Source organism: Neobacillus sp. B4I6 (assembly GCF_050434045.1).
Taxonomy (GTDB): Bacteria; Bacillota; Bacilli; order Bacillales; family Cytobacillaceae; genus Neobacillus.
Genome location: NZ_JBNPWB010000002.1, coordinates 4,465,001 through 4,481,766, shown reverse-complemented (window position 1 = coordinate 4,481,766; position 16,766 = coordinate 4,465,001). Strand labels below are relative to the sequence as shown.

Annotated in this window: 11 protein-coding genes, 2 rRNA genes and 2 pseudogenes (1 of these 15 cut by a window edge); 11 read left to right on the top strand and 4 right to left on the bottom strand. The window is 38.0% G+C overall.

Going from position 1 to position 16,766, the window contains the following annotated elements; translation table 11 throughout:
- Nucleotides 1-247 precede the first annotated feature (247 nt).
- Entirely contained in the window at nucleotides 248-433 is a 186-nt protein-coding gene (locus tag QF028_RS24370) for a DUF6431 domain-containing protein (protein WP_429472508.1), read from the bottom strand.
- Between the two features lie 360 nt (nucleotides 434-793).
- Between QF028_RS24370 and QF028_RS24365 the strand changes: the two are divergent.
- From QF028_RS24365 to QF028_RS24330, 8 genes and pseudogenes are all read left to right on the top strand, one after another.
- Nucleotides 794-1,444 (top strand): annotated as a pseudogene (locus QF028_RS24365) (SDR family NAD(P)-dependent oxidoreductase).
- A gap of 1,065 nt (nucleotides 1,445-2,509) precedes the next feature.
- Nucleotides 2,510-3,763, top strand: a complete 1,254-nt coding sequence (locus QF028_RS24360; protein WP_429469724.1) for a dicarboxylate/amino acid:cation symporter — start codon at nucleotides 2,510-2,512, stop codon at nucleotides 3,761-3,763.
- 147 nt (nucleotides 3,764-3,910) lie between these two features.
- Entirely contained in the window at nucleotides 3,911-4,789 is an 879-nt protein-coding gene (locus tag QF028_RS24355; protein ID WP_429469722.1) for a fumarylacetoacetate hydrolase family protein, read from the top strand.
- Between the two features lie 23 nt (nucleotides 4,790-4,812).
- Nucleotides 4,813-5,598 (top strand): SDR family oxidoreductase, encoded by a 786-nt coding sequence (locus tag QF028_RS24350; RefSeq protein ID WP_429469720.1) that lies wholly within the window; start codon nucleotides 4,813-4,815, stop codon nucleotides 5,596-5,598.
- A gap of 456 nt (nucleotides 5,599-6,054) precedes the next feature.
- Nucleotides 6,055-6,795 (top strand): type 1 glutamine amidotransferase, encoded by a 741-nt coding sequence (locus tag QF028_RS24345; protein WP_429469718.1) that lies wholly within the window; start codon nucleotides 6,055-6,057, stop codon nucleotides 6,793-6,795.
- Nucleotides 6,796-6,859: 64 nt separating this feature from the next.
- Complete coding sequence (locus tag QF028_RS24340; RefSeq protein WP_429469716.1) at nucleotides 6,860-7,885, top strand: homoserine dehydrogenase; 1,026 nt, start codon at nucleotides 6,860-6,862, stop codon at nucleotides 7,883-7,885.
- Between the two features lie 68 nt (nucleotides 7,886-7,953).
- Nucleotides 7,954-9,141, top strand: coding sequence for a pyridoxal phosphate-dependent aminotransferase (locus QF028_RS24335; RefSeq protein ID WP_429469714.1), 1,188 nt, complete (start codon nucleotides 7,954-7,956; stop codon nucleotides 9,139-9,141).
- 150 nt (nucleotides 9,142-9,291) lie between these two features.
- The gene (locus QF028_RS24330; protein ID WP_429469712.1) at nucleotides 9,292-10,002 is read left to right on the top strand and encodes a FadR/GntR family transcriptional regulator; all 711 of its coding nucleotides are present in this window, start codon (nucleotides 9,292-9,294) and stop codon (nucleotides 10,000-10,002) included.
- 616 nt (nucleotides 10,003-10,618) lie between these two features.
- On the opposite strand, the gene QF028_RS24325 is transcribed toward QF028_RS24330, so the two are convergent.
- Nucleotides 10,619-11,251, bottom strand: a complete 633-nt coding sequence (locus QF028_RS24325) for a FadR/GntR family transcriptional regulator (protein WP_429469710.1) — start codon at nucleotides 11,249-11,251, stop codon at nucleotides 10,619-10,621.
- A 444-nt stretch (nucleotides 11,252-11,695) separates the two neighbouring features.
- Nucleotides 11,696-12,145: pseudogene (locus QF028_RS24320) on the bottom strand (site-specific integrase); the annotation flags it as partial.
- A 370-nt stretch (nucleotides 12,146-12,515) separates the two neighbouring features.
- Between QF028_RS24320 and QF028_RS24315 the strand changes: the two are divergent.
- Complete coding sequence (locus QF028_RS24315) at nucleotides 12,516-13,136, top strand: recombinase family protein (RefSeq protein ID WP_429469708.1); 621 nt, start codon at nucleotides 12,516-12,518, stop codon at nucleotides 13,134-13,136.
- Between the two features lie 258 nt (nucleotides 13,137-13,394).
- Here QF028_RS24315 and QF028_RS24310 read toward each other — a convergent pair whose 3' ends face one another.
- Nucleotides 13,395-13,541: a hypothetical protein gene (locus tag QF028_RS24310; protein ID WP_429469706.1), complete on the bottom strand. Its 147-nt coding sequence runs from the start codon at nucleotides 13,539-13,541 to the stop codon at nucleotides 13,395-13,397.
- Between the two features lie 503 nt (nucleotides 13,542-14,044).
- On the opposite strand from QF028_RS24310, the gene QF028_RS24305 reads away from it, so the two are divergent.
- Together QF028_RS24305 and QF028_RS24300 are read left to right on the top strand one after the other, a co-directional pair.
- Nucleotides 14,045-15,594 (top strand): 16S ribosomal RNA (locus QF028_RS24305).
- Between the two features lie 201 nt (nucleotides 15,595-15,795).
- Nucleotides 15,796-16,766: ribosomal RNA gene (locus tag QF028_RS24300) — 23S ribosomal RNA — on the top strand (it continues 1,964 nt past the right edge of the window).
- The 16S and 23S rRNA genes sit together here, the layout of an rRNA operon.

Here is a 16,766-nt window from a genome sequence, read left to right as displayed (position 1 = left end):
ATGTACCCAAAAATTAATATTTACTATGGGTCGGACAATTCGCGCTAGCCATCTAGGCGCATCCCCAACCAGCTGTCCTAATCTATGAAGTGCGGTCTCTGAAGTTGCGGACATCAAATTCAAAGGGATATTTTCCTGATTAGTTTGAAGCATGATGGAAACAAGGCAACCCACCCAATAATCTACAAAACTTTTAAACCATTCAAACCAACGAAACAGGGTTGATTCATCTGCAGGTATATCGTGATTAGTGGGGGTTCGAGAGAACCATTTCTATGCAATTTGATTCGTACCTCTTATAAGGAACCAAGAAATCTGGTAATTCATGATGAATACTACCGCAATTATCACATCTTAATCTTCGAATATTATAAACTCTCGTTTCCCCAGATCTTTCTTTTGATTTTCTATCTCTAGTCCCAATTACACTCATGCTTTTACCACAACAAGGAGAGGGAATCCTCCCCGCACCCCTAACTAAAAACTCCTGTATTGTTCTTTTCAATAAGTTTGTAATCTGATACAATGACCATAGTTGTTTTTTGTGGGACGTCTCCCGTATAACTGTTGGCGCAGTTGTACATCATGGGAGGCGTCTTTTCCTTTCTCCGGAATTATACGTGGACATTATACTCGTCCACTTCCGGACAGGCAATACCGTCAACTATGGGTAAATTATGGGTGTCAAAAACATTAGTGAATAATCTCTGAAATAATAGTTATTTTAATGTTAAATAGAATTGTTCAAAATTATATATAGTGAAACTTAACTAAATTTATAGAGGGAAGAAAAATGAGTAAGAAGCTTATCGTAGTTGTTGGTGCTGGTTCGGGTATCGGAAACAATGTTGCTAAAAAATTTGGAGACAATAACTTCCGTGTCGTTTTAATTTCTCGTAATCAGAATGCGTTAGAACAATACGTGAAGGAGCTAAGTTCGGATGGAATCGAAACTTATGCTGAAGTTGCCGATGCCTAAAGGTCGGCATCGATAACGGCAGCTTTTGAACAAATTAAGAAAAAATATGGGGTAATAGATGTACTGGTGTACAACGCTGCTGTTCTGAAAGACGGTCAACCAACTTCGCTGACGGCGGAATCTCTTATATCTCACTATCAGGTTGATGTTGCAGGCGCATTGCATTCCGCCCTACAAGTGATTTCAGATCAAGCGGATCAAAAAATGGGGACAATTCTCTTTACAGGTGGCGGCTTTGCGCTTGAACCTTCGGTATCATACGCTGCTCTGTCCGTTGGCAAAGCAGCGCTGCGCACCCTGGCTTTTACTCTGGCCGAAGAACTGAAGCCTCAAGGCATTTTTGTCGGTACGGTTACAATTGCAGGAAACGTCGCTCCGGACACTCGTTTTGCTCCTGAACTAATCGCAGACAAATATTTGGAGCTTTATGAAAAACGCGAAGATCACGAAATTGTGTATAGCTAATTCACTACTTTTTGATTCAAAAAATGCCAGGGCGCAAAATCGTTGCGACCTGGCTTTTATTTTTCCAAACCAGATTTGAATTATCACAATGGAAATGAATTATTCATAATCTTTGGAATCTATTCGTTTCCTTTTTTGAAATATTGTAATTTGTCTATAAAAAAATCCTTCAAACTAAATATCTAGAATTTTTGAGTATTTTACCTAAGAATACGAGAAGTTCTCTTCCCCCTGTTATCGTAAATAAAGCCATACAGAAAGAAAATCATATTGCCTAAATATTTTATATTGACAGAATATTTAATAATAATATACAATATGTATTGTATTAAATAATAGTAGATTTAGTAAAAATTTTGGTATGACCATATTATGTCTATAACTATGTATTAATTGAAAAGGATGATAAAACCATTATTAATAAATTAATTGTAAGCGTTTTAATGAAGATCATGTACTTACTGCAAGCGGTCCAAAGTGAAATATCTTTATTACTTGAAAAAGGGCACTTTCAATAAAATGTTTCAACTATTAACTATCTTATTTCGTCATTATTAAATATGCTTACTGTAATCTGTACATAAGAATGGAAACAACAATATAATATGATAGGATATCTTACTAAATTGTAGAAATACAAATCTATGATCACTATTACATTTTTATCAGCCAATAGATAGGTTCAAAAAACGTAATTAAATATAATTATTTATCCATAATTGGTATGACCATAATATAACAATAACTCTGCTGATATCCTTTGCATGACATACATTTCATTTTCGTAGTCCCTAAAAGGGTAGAAAAATCATAATATTCTACCCAACAAAAAAGAGAGATATTCCAATAGTGTAAATGTAAACAACATTTTTTGTACGCTATACCATAGGTCGTTCCTCACCCGATTTGTGAAATTTGATATTTAAATATCATAAGACGGGGAGTTGACATAATAATCTATCTAGTAAAAGGAGGAGTCAATATGAAAGTATTAAGAAATAATCTATTTTCGCATTAAAAAATACGGAAAAGTAAATGAAATTATATCTGTTGGGAGGAAAAAAAATGAAACGAATTCCTCTAGGGGTTCAAGTGCTTATAGCTGCAATCGTTGGTGCTATTTTAGGTTTAACAAGTAAATCAGTTGGCGTAGAACTTAAAGTACTTGGTGATGCCTTTATTCGGTTAATCCAAATGACCATTGTTCCTTTAATTTTCCCTTTGATTGTTCTGGGTGTTGCCCAGATGAAATCTGTCAGGAAATTGGGGAGACTCGCAGGAAAGGCTATTTTATATTTTGAGATAGTTACTACTATTATAATAGTTTTTTCCGTTTGGTTAGCAGAGGTCACAAATATTGGGGAAGGGGCTAATCTTTCAGGTGGAGATCCAGGTAAATTAAGTGGTCTAGCTAAAGGAATTGATTTTAAAGCTTTTTTATTAGAAATTATACCCAACAACATTTTTGATGCTTTTTCTCAAGGTAAATTGTTACCTGTTATTTTCTTTGGAATCTTTTTTGGCCTGGGAATTTCAGCTCTTGCAGGAAAAGCTAAAATTGTGGAAGATTTCCTCGAAGCTGTGTCTCAAATAATGTTCAAAGTACTTGATTTTGCTATAAAATTCTCGCCAATTGGAGTATTTGGTTACCTATCCTATAGTATGGCTACTTACGGTTGGGGAACGCTTAAAATGGTAGGAGCTTTAGTATTAATTACTTATATAGGTTTGTTGGTAGTTTTGTTGGTTCTTTTCCCAATTATTGCTCGCATTTTCGGTGTTAAGTATATTGCAATGATTAAAGCGATATGGGACTTATTATTAATCGCGTTTACAACTAGAAGTTCAGAAGTGGTGTTAGCTCCACTAACGAAGAGATTGGAGAATTATGGAGCTCATAATTCAGTTGTTTCATTGGTACTCCCCCTAGGTTATTCCTTTAATTTAGATGGAGGAACACTATATATCGCTCCAGCTATTATATTTATTGCCCATTCCTATGGTCTAAACCTTGATATTTCACATCTAATTCAGATTATTCTGCTTGTTATTCTCCTCTCAAAGGGTGTTGCAGCAGTGCCATCCGCAATAATGGTGACTATTATGAGCGCCTTAACCGCTCTTGGATTACCACTTGAAGGTATTGCGGTTTTAATGGCAGTAGACTATATAATGGACATGGCACGAACAGCAACCAATGTTGTCGGCAATTCTTTAGCCACAATTATTATGGCAAAGTCCGAGGGATTGTTTGATGAAAAGAAAGAATTAACTGTTATTAAAAATAGTAATTTAAATCAGAAGGAGGGAACGTTATAGTACGAGTTGAAGGTTTCGTATTTCTTGTTTTAAAAATTATCTAAAAATAAAATACTTTACAAAGCGAAAGATATTTTTTATTATTTGTATATAAACTTATTATGGTCTGACCATAATAACATAATAACATTTAAGGAGGACTACTATATGAAATTAGCAACAGTTCTTAGAGATGGAAGAGAGACAGCTGCACTTGTTACACGTGATGGAGTTTTGTTAATTGAGGATTTAAATCTGAAACTTAATCAGGAATGGTCAACCGATTTATTTGAAATCATTCAATCGGGACAATTAGATAGAATAAAGGATTGGTATAAAACAGAAGGTAAACATAGAGTGGAAGAATTAGAAACTAATAAGATCTCTTTTGAAGAAGTAAAGTATGGACCTCTTTATCGCCATCCAAGGAAGATCTGGGGAATCGGTTTGAATTATGTGGAGCATGCTGCTGATTTGAGTGAAAAGGCACCCAATACAGAACCTGCAAGCTTTATGAAGCCGGATACCACTATCATAGGCCCACTTGATACCATTGAAATTCCTTTGCAATCTGACAGAACTACTGCGGAGGCAGAACTGGGAATCATCATTGGAAAAGAGTGCAAAGATGTATCCGAAGAGGATGCACCTAATGTAATTGCTGGTTTTACAACGATTATTGATATGACAGCAGAAGATATTTTACAGGTAAATCCTAGATATTTAACCCGCTCCAAAAGTTTCGATACTTTCTTTAGTTTTGGTCCTCACTTGGTCACACCTGATGAGGTTGATGAGGTGTTAAATTTGAATGTTTCCACAGTAATCAATGGAAATCTTCATCGGAAAAATATTGTTTCCAATATGACATTCCGCCCATGGCACCTCGTATCTTTCCATTCTAAGGTAATGAAATTGCTGCCAGGAGATATAATCTCTTCCGGTACTCCAGGAGCTGTCGTCATTCGGGATGGGGATGTTGTAGAGTGTCACATTGATGGATTTGAGAAATTAGTGAATCCCGTAAAAGATTTAAAGGCTTATTAAAAATCTACAAGAGGTGAATAGGTATGGAATTAAATCTAGCCAATAAGGTTGCTCTTGTCGTCGCATCAAGTCAGGGGATTGGAAAAGCTATCGCAACGCAATTAGTTAAAGAAGGGTCACACGTTATGCTAACCAGCCGCGACGGCACAAAATTGGAAGGTGTTCAAAAAGAGTTGCAGGAATTACAAGGGGGAAGGGTCGCTTATCATTCGGCTGATATTACTAAAGCGGAAGACATAAAATCATTAGTGCAAGCCACGCGAGAGGTGTTTGGCAGGATCGATATTGTCGTAAATAATGCAGGCGGACCACCCGGTGGGACGTTTGAACAGTTCACCGATGAAGATTGGCAAAAAGCATTTGAACTAAATTTATTAAGTTATATCCGGGTCATTCGGGAAGTTCTTCCTGAATTAAAAAAAGAGGGCGGTCGAATTATTAATCTGGCCTCATCATCAATAAGACAACCGATTCCTGGACTGATTTTATCCAATACCTTCCGTTTGGGAATTGTGGGACTGACCAAAACGATAGCCGAGGAATTAGCGCCTTATAATATCTTGGTAAATACCGTTGCTCCAGGGAAAATTGGTACAGATAGGACAGTGTTTGTTGATCAACTGAAGGCAAATAAATTAGGTTTAACTAGAGAAGATATTGAAAAAGAAACGAAGAACTCCATTCCTCTTAAACGGTATGGAACCCCCGAAGAATTTGCTAAAGTGGTTACATTTCTGGTGTCCGATGCCAACACCTATATGACAGGGAGTTCCTTCTTGGTTGATGGTGGCATGATAAAATCCATCTAAGAAATGAAGCAACATAAAACACGCAATATTGCTATCGATGGGGCAAAGACGATATTTTTCTCAGGGCCGAATCAAGAACTGCTTCAATTATTATGGGAACAGAGTTGTTCGATTGAGGATTTTGACAAATGACTTTGTTTTAATGAGATGTGATTTATCACTTATCACCATCAATAAGGGTCTGACCATAATATTATAGTAGTGTATTTGCGACAATTTTCTATATAAACCTACTATTTCGCGTTAAAGGAATTCTTATTGTAAAACATTGGTTCTGTTAAATAATCACTTTGATTAATGATTATAAAATTATTTTTATAACCAATAACTTTTACAAATAGAATTCCTTTAATACTTTTTTATATTTATCTTTGCTGTATACCAGTGGTGAGCAGTAATGAAACAAATAGAAAACAAGGGTAAGAGAGGTTTAAAGGAATTAATCAACTAAAACGATTGCAAAAGATTGGAGAGATTATAATTAAAATTCATTATTTACAAAATGACTCGCAAGTTGAACCAGGGAAAATTGATATTTGGGCTGCCCGAAAAGGGCATACTCTAACCTCGACCAAAGTTTATGAAAAATGTGATTTTCCACCTTTGGATGAGATCGATTTTCTGATTATTTTGGGTGGACGTATGGGGGCATATGAAGAAGAAACTTTTTCATGGCTTAACTTAGAAAAACAATTTATTAGAGAGGCTGTGGAAAATAATAAATTTGTTCTTGGTATTTGCCTTGGTGCGCAGTTAATTGCAGATGCTTTAGGTGGGAAAGTTTTTCCACATAAAGAGAAAGAAGTCGGTTGGTGGCCAGTTGTACTAAATAAAGGGGCTGAAGATATTGAACTTACATACGGATTATCTGAAAAATTTACTGCTCTTCAATTTCATGGGGATACATTTGATTTACCAGAAGAGGCAATCCTTTTAGCTTCAAGTAAAGCTTGCAGGAACCAATTATTTGTATATAAAGAACGTGTCATAGGAATGCAATTTCATCCGGAGTTTACAAATGAACAGATTGACAAAACGTTAAAAACTTATGAGATTGGCGAAGGTGAATTTGTACAAAAACCTGAAAATATTGTTAATCAATTTGCACAGCTTCGGGAATCTACAGATATGTTGTTTAAATTACTAGATAATATTGAGGACAAATTTAATAAGAGAATATTGTTTAACAAGAGATAGTTCATTTTGTTCCATCCATTGTGATTTCAAATACTTGTGTGTAGCATAACAAAGGGGTTTCACTATGCAGAAGAATATTATATTAACTGGATATGGTACGGTAGTAAAAGAACTAATCAAACTGATTATTCACAATGGAGCTTTGATAAAAGAAAAATACGGCATTGACTTACTTGTAACCGGAATTGTTGGCAGTAAAGGAATGATTTACGAAGAAAAAGGAATTGAGCTTTCAAACTTGATAGATTTCGGAACAGGTTCGGAAGCACTTTCAAGATATTCGGAATGTTTCCATCTTCCTTTTACTGAACCAATTTTTCAAGGAGATGTCCTGATTGAATGCACCCCGACAAATATAGAAACGGGAGAACCAGCATTTGGCTATATTCAGAAAGCAATAACGAATGGAATGGACATCGTCTCTGTTTCAAAAGGAGCACTTGTGAAGTCATTTGATAAAATTAAAACACAAGCAGACAAGCATGGCAGACGATTAAAATACTGCGGCGCAACCGCAGCTGCCCTGCCAACGCTTGATATCGGAGAATACAGTTTAGCAGGTTGCACGATTACTCGCATAGAAGGCATTTTAAATGGAACCTCTAATTCCATTTTAGCAAGCATGAGCGAGAACAACTTATCTTTTAAAAAAGCGCTAAAAATTGCACAGGAAAAAGGAATTGCGGAAGTAAACCCTGCTTTAGATGTGCAAGGATTTGATACGGCTTGCAAAATTCTCTTGCTTGCCAACAGATTTTTCGGCAGTAGCTTATCAATTGAAGATGTGAAAATCAAAGGGATTGAATTAGTCACAAAAGAAGATATTACGGCGGCTAAACAAAATGGCCGTATGCTAAAGCTTCTGGGAAGTGCCTACAAAGAAGCTGAGAATGTGATCATAGAAGTAAAACCAAGTGAGCTTGAAAGCAAGCACCCTTTAGCTCATGTCAATGGAACTAATAAGGGTGTTGTTTTTGAAACGATTGAAATGGGGACCGTTTGTGCAACAGGAGGTGCTTCTCATCCGAGAGGAGCTGCAGCCGCTGCATTAAAGGATGTGGTCAATTTATACAGAGGAACAATCCTTTAGCATATAAAAAAATGAAGATTAAAAATGGAGCCATTATTTAAATCTATAATCAAAAGGAGCTTATCAAAATGAATTTTTCTATATCAAATCGCTTATCCAAAATCCCTTTTTCCAGCATTCGTGAAATATTTGAAGAAGCAGCAGCAATGGAAAAAAGCGGCATCAATATTACACACATGGAAATTGGCCGTCCAGATTTTGATACACCACAGCATATTAAGGATGCAGCAAATACTGCGTTACAGCAAGGAAATGTACATTATACTTCCAACAGCGGAACGCTCGAGTTTCGAGAAGCAATTGCAGAAAAATTGAAGCGTGAAAATGGCATCATTGTCGATCCACAAAAAGAAGTTGTCGTGACAGTCGGGTGCAAGGAAGCCATCTTCAATCTGATCTTTGCCTTTATCAATCCAGGAGATGAGGTACTCATTCCTGATCCAGCATGGCTTGAGTATCAGTATATCGTTGAGCTTGCAGGAGGTATTGCAGTTTCAGTACCGTTATTAGAAGAAAATGAGTTTCTTTTAAATCCAAATGATGTTCGCGACCGTGTCACAGACAAAACGAAAATGATTTTAATCAATTCTCCCCATAATCCAACGGGAGCGGTTTTACCAGAGTCCTATTTAAAGGAATTAGCTGACATTGCGATTAAAAACGATTTACTTGTTGTATCCGATGAAATCTATGAAAAGCTTATTTATGACGGAGAAAAGCATATTAGTATGGCTACTTTGCCAGGCATGTTTGAAAGAACCATCACAATCAATGGATTTGCCAAAGCGTATGCGATGGATGGATGGAGATTGGGATATGCGGCGGGACCTGCGGTGCTTATCCAGCCTATATTAAAAATGCATCAATATAACACATCTTGCGCAACATCATTTGCACAATTCGGTGGTACAGCGGCATATCGCGGAACGCAAGCACCTGTTGAAATAATGGTGAAAGCTTTTGATGAAAGAAGAAAACTGCTCGTTAGCCGTTTGAACGAGTTTCCTGGTGTAAACTGCGTTGTGCCAAAGGGTGCCTTTTATGCTTTCCCTTCCTTTAAAGAGTTAGGCCTTCCTTCTACAGAGATTGCCACCATTTTACTTAGAGAAGCACATATCGCTTGCGTACCGGGTTCGGCATTTGGAAATCACGGTGAGGGCTATATCCGTATGGCTTATTCAACAAGTTACGATAAAATTGAACAAGCAATGGATCGTATGCAAAAAGTGATAAAGAATTTGAGGGTAAAAGGTTAATTAAAGAATAAAGAGGAGTTTTTATTTTCGTACATTAGCTTACTTGCTCACATATGAGTATCATAATATAATATATATTACTATTATCAATAATTTACTCTGCAAATGGTCTGACAATATTAACTTTAAAATAGTGGGGAGGTGTTGATTATGCAATTTGAGGTTATCAAGAGAAAAAAATTATATGAGGAAATTGTTTCTCAGATTATTCGGTTTATTCAGGAAAAAAATATTAAGCCAGGTGAAAAGTTACCTTCTGAAAATGAACTTGTAGAGATATTTCAGGTCAGTAAGACAGCAGTTCGAGAAGCGCTTAGCGTTCTCGTAGCAAAAGGGATTTTAGAAAAACGTTCAGGTGTGGGTAGTATACTAAAGGAGTTTAATGGTGGTACCTTAATCGAACCCATTACAAGTAAACTTATAATGGAAAAGCACGTGTTAAGAGAACTCTTAGAGTTCCGAAGAGGGCTAGAGATTGAATCTGCTGCACTTGCCGCTGAAAGGGCAACTAGTGAACAATTAGAAGCTATTGAAAATGCTCATTTGGAATTAATTGAAGTGAATCGAAATGGTGAAGTTGGGATTGAAGAAGACTTCAGATTTCATTATTTAATTCTCATTTCATCAGGTAACTCGATTTATGAGAACATCTTTGATTCAATGTCTACACAATTCATGGAGGCCTTAAAAATTACTAAAAATCAATCAAAGAGATTATCAAAATTATATTTAGAAGAAGCCCAAGTAGACCATGAACGAATTCTTAAAGCATTAAAGGAAAGGAATCCAACTGAAGCTCGATTAGCTATGCTAGATCATCTTTATAAAAATGAAATAAAAATCTGGAATAACGAGCTTTAATTCTTCTAGTGTTGATATATTTCCAGTCTTATGGATACTAGAAAAAGGTTGAAGGTGTCTAAAAAATTTAATGAAATAGCTATACAAAATTTTAATATTGTGTTATTAAGGTATCCTTTTTATTGCATTACTAACGATTTTTGTTACTTCAATAAGGCACGTAGTTAAGCGTTAATCTAGTAAAATTAATGCTTTTTTATGGGCTTTTTTCTTTTTCCTACATTAAGGTTGTTTTGACTGTTTAAAATAACATAAATAGTATTTTAAATATTTTAAACCTCCATGTTTCGCCTCTAATTTATAATTCCCTTTCAAAAGATTCTTTTTAAATTTTAAAATTATGAAATCATTATACTGATTACATTAGGATAATAAGAAAAGCCACCACTTTTTTGTGGCAGCTGAATCTCCAATAAAAGCATTTCAATTACAATAATTAGAAAAAAATTATTTTTTGTTGATAAACTACTTATCATAATCTGAATTAGGGACACTTTTTGATCATTTAAGTTTTTAAAATGAATTTTAACTGCAAAATAACTCTCCGCATTTTAGGGACTTATACTCATATTAAGTCTGACACCTTTTTAACATGGTTAATATAGGTGGTTAAAGTTCAAGCGATCCTGGACAATGTGTAGAATAATTGTTTGAGTTTCATTTTATCCTTTTCCTCAAAACCTTTTATAAATGTATTTAGTTCTATAGGACAGTCTCGATGTAAAAAATAATTATTTTCAACTAGTAAATAGTAAGTATTTTGCCATAATGAAAGAAAATAAGGGTTTTCAAGTTGAGAACTGAGGGTTTCTATCCAGCATGCAAAATCCGACCAAAAGCTAATTGGGGAATTAAACTTAGATTTAATAGCATTATTATCTATTGATTCTTTGAGCGATAACGTTACGATTTGTTCTGCACACATGATTGATATTTCATAATAATGCTTGAGGGATTCAGGATCCAATTTTTGCGTGAGAACCTGACTAGGAATGATAAAAGGAGGTGGTTCAGATACAAAGGTTCCTTCACCTTGTCTTGAATCTAAGTATCCTAACAGTTCTAAACCACGTAATCCCTCTCGAAGTGATGCCCGGCTCACTCCTAATAAAATACTAAGAGTTCTTTCTGTAGGAAGTTTTGATCCGTTTGATAACTTTTCTGATGTTAAATAATCTACAATTTGTTTTGAAGCTTGTTCAAACATTCTTGGTGAACGTTGAACGGGAATGGTTTCTTTTTTATCCAAGTAATAACCCTCCGAGACATTTTTATTATAGTATCCCTATAATAACAAAATAGAAGCAGAGAACTCAAAAAGTAGTAAAACTTGATCAAAGTTTTTTTGTAAATCTTATGATAAACAGATTAATCAATGAAATTTTAGGATAGGGTATTCAAAGGGGAATCATAATCAGAGTTAAAAAACATTACCGTTTAAAAGAGCAAAGAAAATACCCTTAATTGACACTATTTTAACGATGTTTTTATTGAACAATTGTGAACAATATTCCTACGGTTCAGTAGTTTTTTGATGAGATGATTCCTGCGGCAGAAAAGGATTGAGCCGTATAGGAAATATTATCAGAGAGCGGACCCATAGATAATTTTTTACTACATTTATGGGACGTTATCTGAATCGTTAATGGTTGCTACGGCAACCCTTTTTTATAGGGAAGAATTCAAAAAACTTTATATTGCATATAAAACTAGATCGGGTTCTTCCACCCGTGAATACTTGTCGCATCAGTTTTTCTCCTATGTCTCGAGGAAGCTCTTCATTACGGTACAGGTAATCATAGAAATTTGTAACAGCCGTGACCGTTAGGTTCACTGTCTTCTCTGTTTTTTTTGCTTTGACAGGGGTAAGAGACGTTACTTTGGTACTTTCGTATGGACTGCGAAGCCACCCTACAAACTCCACCAAATCCTCTAGACGTATCTTTCGGTAATCCTTTTCTGTTTCCAGTAAGTATGTAAAATACTGCTTTAACGCATAACAGTATGTCTTCAGTGTATTGCTGCTTTTCCCCGTCCTATCTAAATACTTTAAGTATTTAACCACCGGAATAATTGGCATTCCTCCTCCATCGACTAACAAATATCTCTTTCCATGCTCTAGTATTACTTCTTGTACACGTATAACCCATCACTCCTAAAATTATTTTTCAAGCTCGGTTTCTGACCTCACTACGCCTCCCGCTAGGGGCTCTATCCCCTAACTAAAATCAAACATAATATACATAATTAACCAGACCTTCAATGTCTGATTATACATTCTATTATGTATGAAAAAAGAGGATCTACGCCCTTATATTGGGCATAGTATCCTCTTCTAATAATAGTCCGTTTAAGTACACTTTTGCGAACGGGTATTTTTTGTTCAAAAACATCCATTTTTAACGTCTGTAAAAGTTAAAAAATAATTTACGAACGTTCACGTTTTTATTATACTTTTACGAACATATTATAGTAGAATAAAAGAAAAGATAATTAAAATGAGGGAGATTAAAGTGGACTTTCGAAAGTTTGGATACATACGAGTCAGCAGCAAAGATCAAAATGAATTACGACAACTTGAAGCAATGAAGGAAAAAGGGATAGATGAACGTGACATCTTCTTGGACAAACAAAGCGGAAAAGATTTCAAGAGGGTTCAATACCAATTACTCAAGCGTATCTTACGGAAAGGGGATGTACTCTATATTCATTCGCTTGATCGCTTTGGTCGGAACAAAGAAGAAATTCTACAAGAGTGGAATGACATTACGAAAAATATCCAGGCTGACATTGTAGTGCTGGATATGCCATTATTGGATACCACTCAATTTAAAGACAGTCTAGGTACTTTCATTGCCGATCTAGTTTTACAAATTCTTTCTTGGATGGCAGAAGACGAACGCAATCGAATTCGAAAACGGCAGCGTGAAGGAATTGATGTGGCGAAGAAAAATGGCATAGCTTTTGGCAGACCGAAATCTATTATTACGGAAGAGTTTAAACAAACTTATCATCGGTGGAAAACGGGAGAGATGACAGCTGTGAAAGCGATGAAAGAAATATCGGTTAAAAAGACAACATTTTATAAGTTAGTTAAGGAGTACGAAAAAGAATTAAAAAGTACCAATATATAATAGAAGAAAGTCGTCAAAAAAAGCCTTTGCTCAACGAAAGCAAAGGCTTTTTTCAATTAAGGGTTTATTTGATTTTTCAACAAACGGGCCAGATTGTAAAAAAAGAAGCTAAAGAGGTAGTTTAGTTGTATATCTTATAAGCACCTTAATGGTTGGTTCGGAGTATTATTCCTCGAACGCTTCCATCAATTCCCGTAAATCTTTGATGGCTAGTTTTACACTCTCTTTTTTATTTTCATGCACTCCAGTTCCTAATAATTAATCGTGTTGAGGGAAGGAATTATTCGCTAAGCTTTTGTAGCCCTCTGGTACTGTGAATATTTCTATAGTAATAGTAAATCCCAGGCTTATATAGATTTTTATAATTTCTAGTTCTTCATTTTTAACTTTTGTTACAATTCCCATACGATAGTCCTCTCCAGATAGAAAGCAATCAAATTCATAATTTAGATTTTATATATTTATATTTACTTAAACTAGTATACGCTTAAATCCTACCCTATTTCCAGTGCCTGTTATGCCCTGATATTTGTTGAAGACTGCAAGTGGCCAGGGTTTTGGTTGTTGATTTAAAGAGATAAGATATTGTTATCTCAAGAAATAGTTTTAGGGAAGTGAACTTTCCTAAAAAAAGAAAAACTTTCTGTTGCATTTGTAAATTGGAGGTGTTATGATAGATAAGTTGCTTTTAACGGCGGTTTTAATAGTTAAAAGTGAAAACAAAAAAGTTATATTATTATATTGACATAGTAATTGAGATTTGATATGATAATAAATGTCGCTTCTGACATGACAGATTGTTCTTTGAAAACTAAACAAACAAAAACGTCAACAAACAATCAATTAATCGTGTTTCTTCTATTAATATTAAGAACATGAGCCAACGTAACAAAATGAGCTAATCAACTTTCTTGGAGAGTTTGATCCTGGCTCAGGACGAACGCTGGCGGCGTGCCTAATACATGCAAGTCGAGCGAATCAATAGGAGCTTGCTCCTGTTGGTTAGCGGCGGACGGGTGAGTAACACGTGGGCAACCTGCCTGTAAGACTGGGATAACACCGGGAAACCGGTGCTAATACCGGATAATCCTTTTTCTCTCATGAGGAAAAGCTGAAAGTCGGTTTCGGCTGACACTTACAGATGGGCCCGCGGCGCATTAGCTAGTTGGTGAGGTAACGGCTCACCAAGGCGACGATGCGTAGCCGACCTGAGAGGGTGATCGGCCACACTGGGACTGAGACACGGCCCAGACTCCTACGGGAGGCAGCAGTAGGGAATCTTCCACAATGGACGAAAGTCTGATGGAGCAACGCCGCGTGAGCGATGAAGGCCTTCGGGTCGTAAAGCTCTGTTGTTAGGGAAGAACAAGTACCGGAGTAACTGCCGGTACCTTGACGGTACCTAACCAGAAAGCCACGGCTAACTACGTGCCAGCAGCCGCGGTAATACGTAGGTGGCAAGCGTTGTCCGGAATTATTGGGCGTAAAGCGCGCGCAGGCGGTCCTTTAAGTCTGATGTGAAAGCCCACGGCTCAACCGTGGAGGGTCATTGGAAACTGGGGGACTTGAGTGCAGAAGAGGAAAGCGGAATTCCACGTGTAGCGGTGAAATGCGTAGAGATGTGGAGGAACACCAGTGGCGAAGGCGGCTTTCTGGTCTGTAACTGACGCTGAGGCGCGAAAGCGTGGGGAGCAAACAGGATTAGATACCCTGGTAGTCCACGCCGTAAACGATGAGTGCTAAGTGTTAGGGGGTTTCCGCCCCTTAGTGCTGCAGCTAACGCATTAAGCACTCCGCCTGGGGAGTACGGCCGCAAGGCTGAAACTCAAAGGAATTGACGGGGGCCCGCACAAGCGGTGGAGCATGTGGTTTAATTCGAAGCAACGCGAAGAACCTTACCAGGTCTTGACATCCTCTGACACTCCTAGAGATAGGAATTTCCCCTTCGGGGGACAGAGTGACAGGTGGTGCATGGTTGTCGTCAGCTCGTGTCGTGAGATGTTGGGTTAAGTCCCGCAACGAGCGCAACCCTTGATCTTAGTTGCCAGCATTTAGTTGGGCACTCTAAGGTGACTGCCGGTGACAAACCGGAGGAAGGTGGGGATGACGTCAAATCATCATGCCCCTTATGACCTGGGCTACACACGTGCTACAATGGATGGTACAAAGGGCTGCAAGACCGCGAGGTTTAGCCAATCCCATAAAACCATTCTCAGTTCGGATTGCAGGCTGCAACTCGCCTGCATGAAGCCGGAATCGCTAGTAATCGCGGATCAGCATGCCGCGGTGAATACGTTCCCGGGCCTTGTACACACCGCCCGTCACACCACGAGAGTTTGTAACACCCGAAGTCGGTGGGGTAACCGTAAGGAGCCAGCCGCCTAAGGTGGGACAGATGATTGGGGTGAAGTCGTAACAAGGTAGCCGTATCGGAAGGTGCGGCTGGATCACCTCCTTTCTAAGGATAAAGCTGGACCTGTGAGCCAGACAAAACAGTTTGTTTGATCGACGTTTCTTGTTTGTTTAGTTTTGAGAGTGCAATTCTCTCAGAACTTTCGTTCTTTGAAAACTAGATAATCGTAATGAAGAAGTCAATATAAGAACCGAGTCAATGCCATTTTAGTTTTCTCTCTTATGTAAGTAAGAGAATAACCTTTTAGGTTAAGTTAGAAAGGGCGCACGGTGAATGCCTTGGCACTAGGAGCCGATGAAGGACGGGACTAACACCGATATGCTTCGGGGAGCTGTAAGTAAGCTTTGATCCGGAGATTTCCGAATGGGGGAACCCACTGTTCGTAATGGAACAGTATCTTTACCTGAATACATAGGGTATTGAAGGCATACCCGGGGAACTGAAACATCTAAGTACCCGGAGGAAGAGAAAGCAAACGCGATTCCCTGAGTAGCGGCGAGCGAAACGGGACATAGCCCAAACCAAGAGGCTTGCCTCTTGGGGTTGTAGGACACTCAACATGGAGTTACAAAGGAACGGGGTAGATGAAGCGATCTGGAAAGATCCGTCATAGAAGGTAAAAACCCTGTAGTCGAAACTTCGTTCCCTCCTGAGTGGATCCTGAGTACGGCCGGACACGAGAAATCCGGTCGGAAGCAGGGAGGACCATCTCCCAAGGCTAAATACTCCCTAGTGACCGATAGTGAACCAGTACCGTGAGGGAAAGGTGAAAAGCACCCCGGAAGGGGAGTGAAATAGTTCCTGAAACCGTGTGCCTACAAGTAGTTAGAGCCCGTTAATGGGTGATAGCGTGCCTTTTGTAGAATGAACCGGCGAGTTACGATCCCATGCAAGGTTAAGTTGAAGAGACGGAGCCGCAGCGAAAGCGAGTCTGAATAGGGCGTATGAGTATGTGGTCGTAGACCCGAAACCAGGTGATCTACCCATGTCCAGGGTGAAGTCCAGGTAACACTGGATGGAGGCCCGAACCCACGCACGTTGAAAAGTGCGGGGATGAGGTGTGGGTAGCGGAGAAATTCCAATCGAACTTGGAGATAGCTGGTTCTCTCCGAAATAGCTTTAGGGCTAGCCTCACGTAGTAAGAGTCTTGGAGGTAGAGCACTGTTTGGACTAGGGGCCCTCATCGGGTTACCGAATTCAGACAAACTCCGAATGCC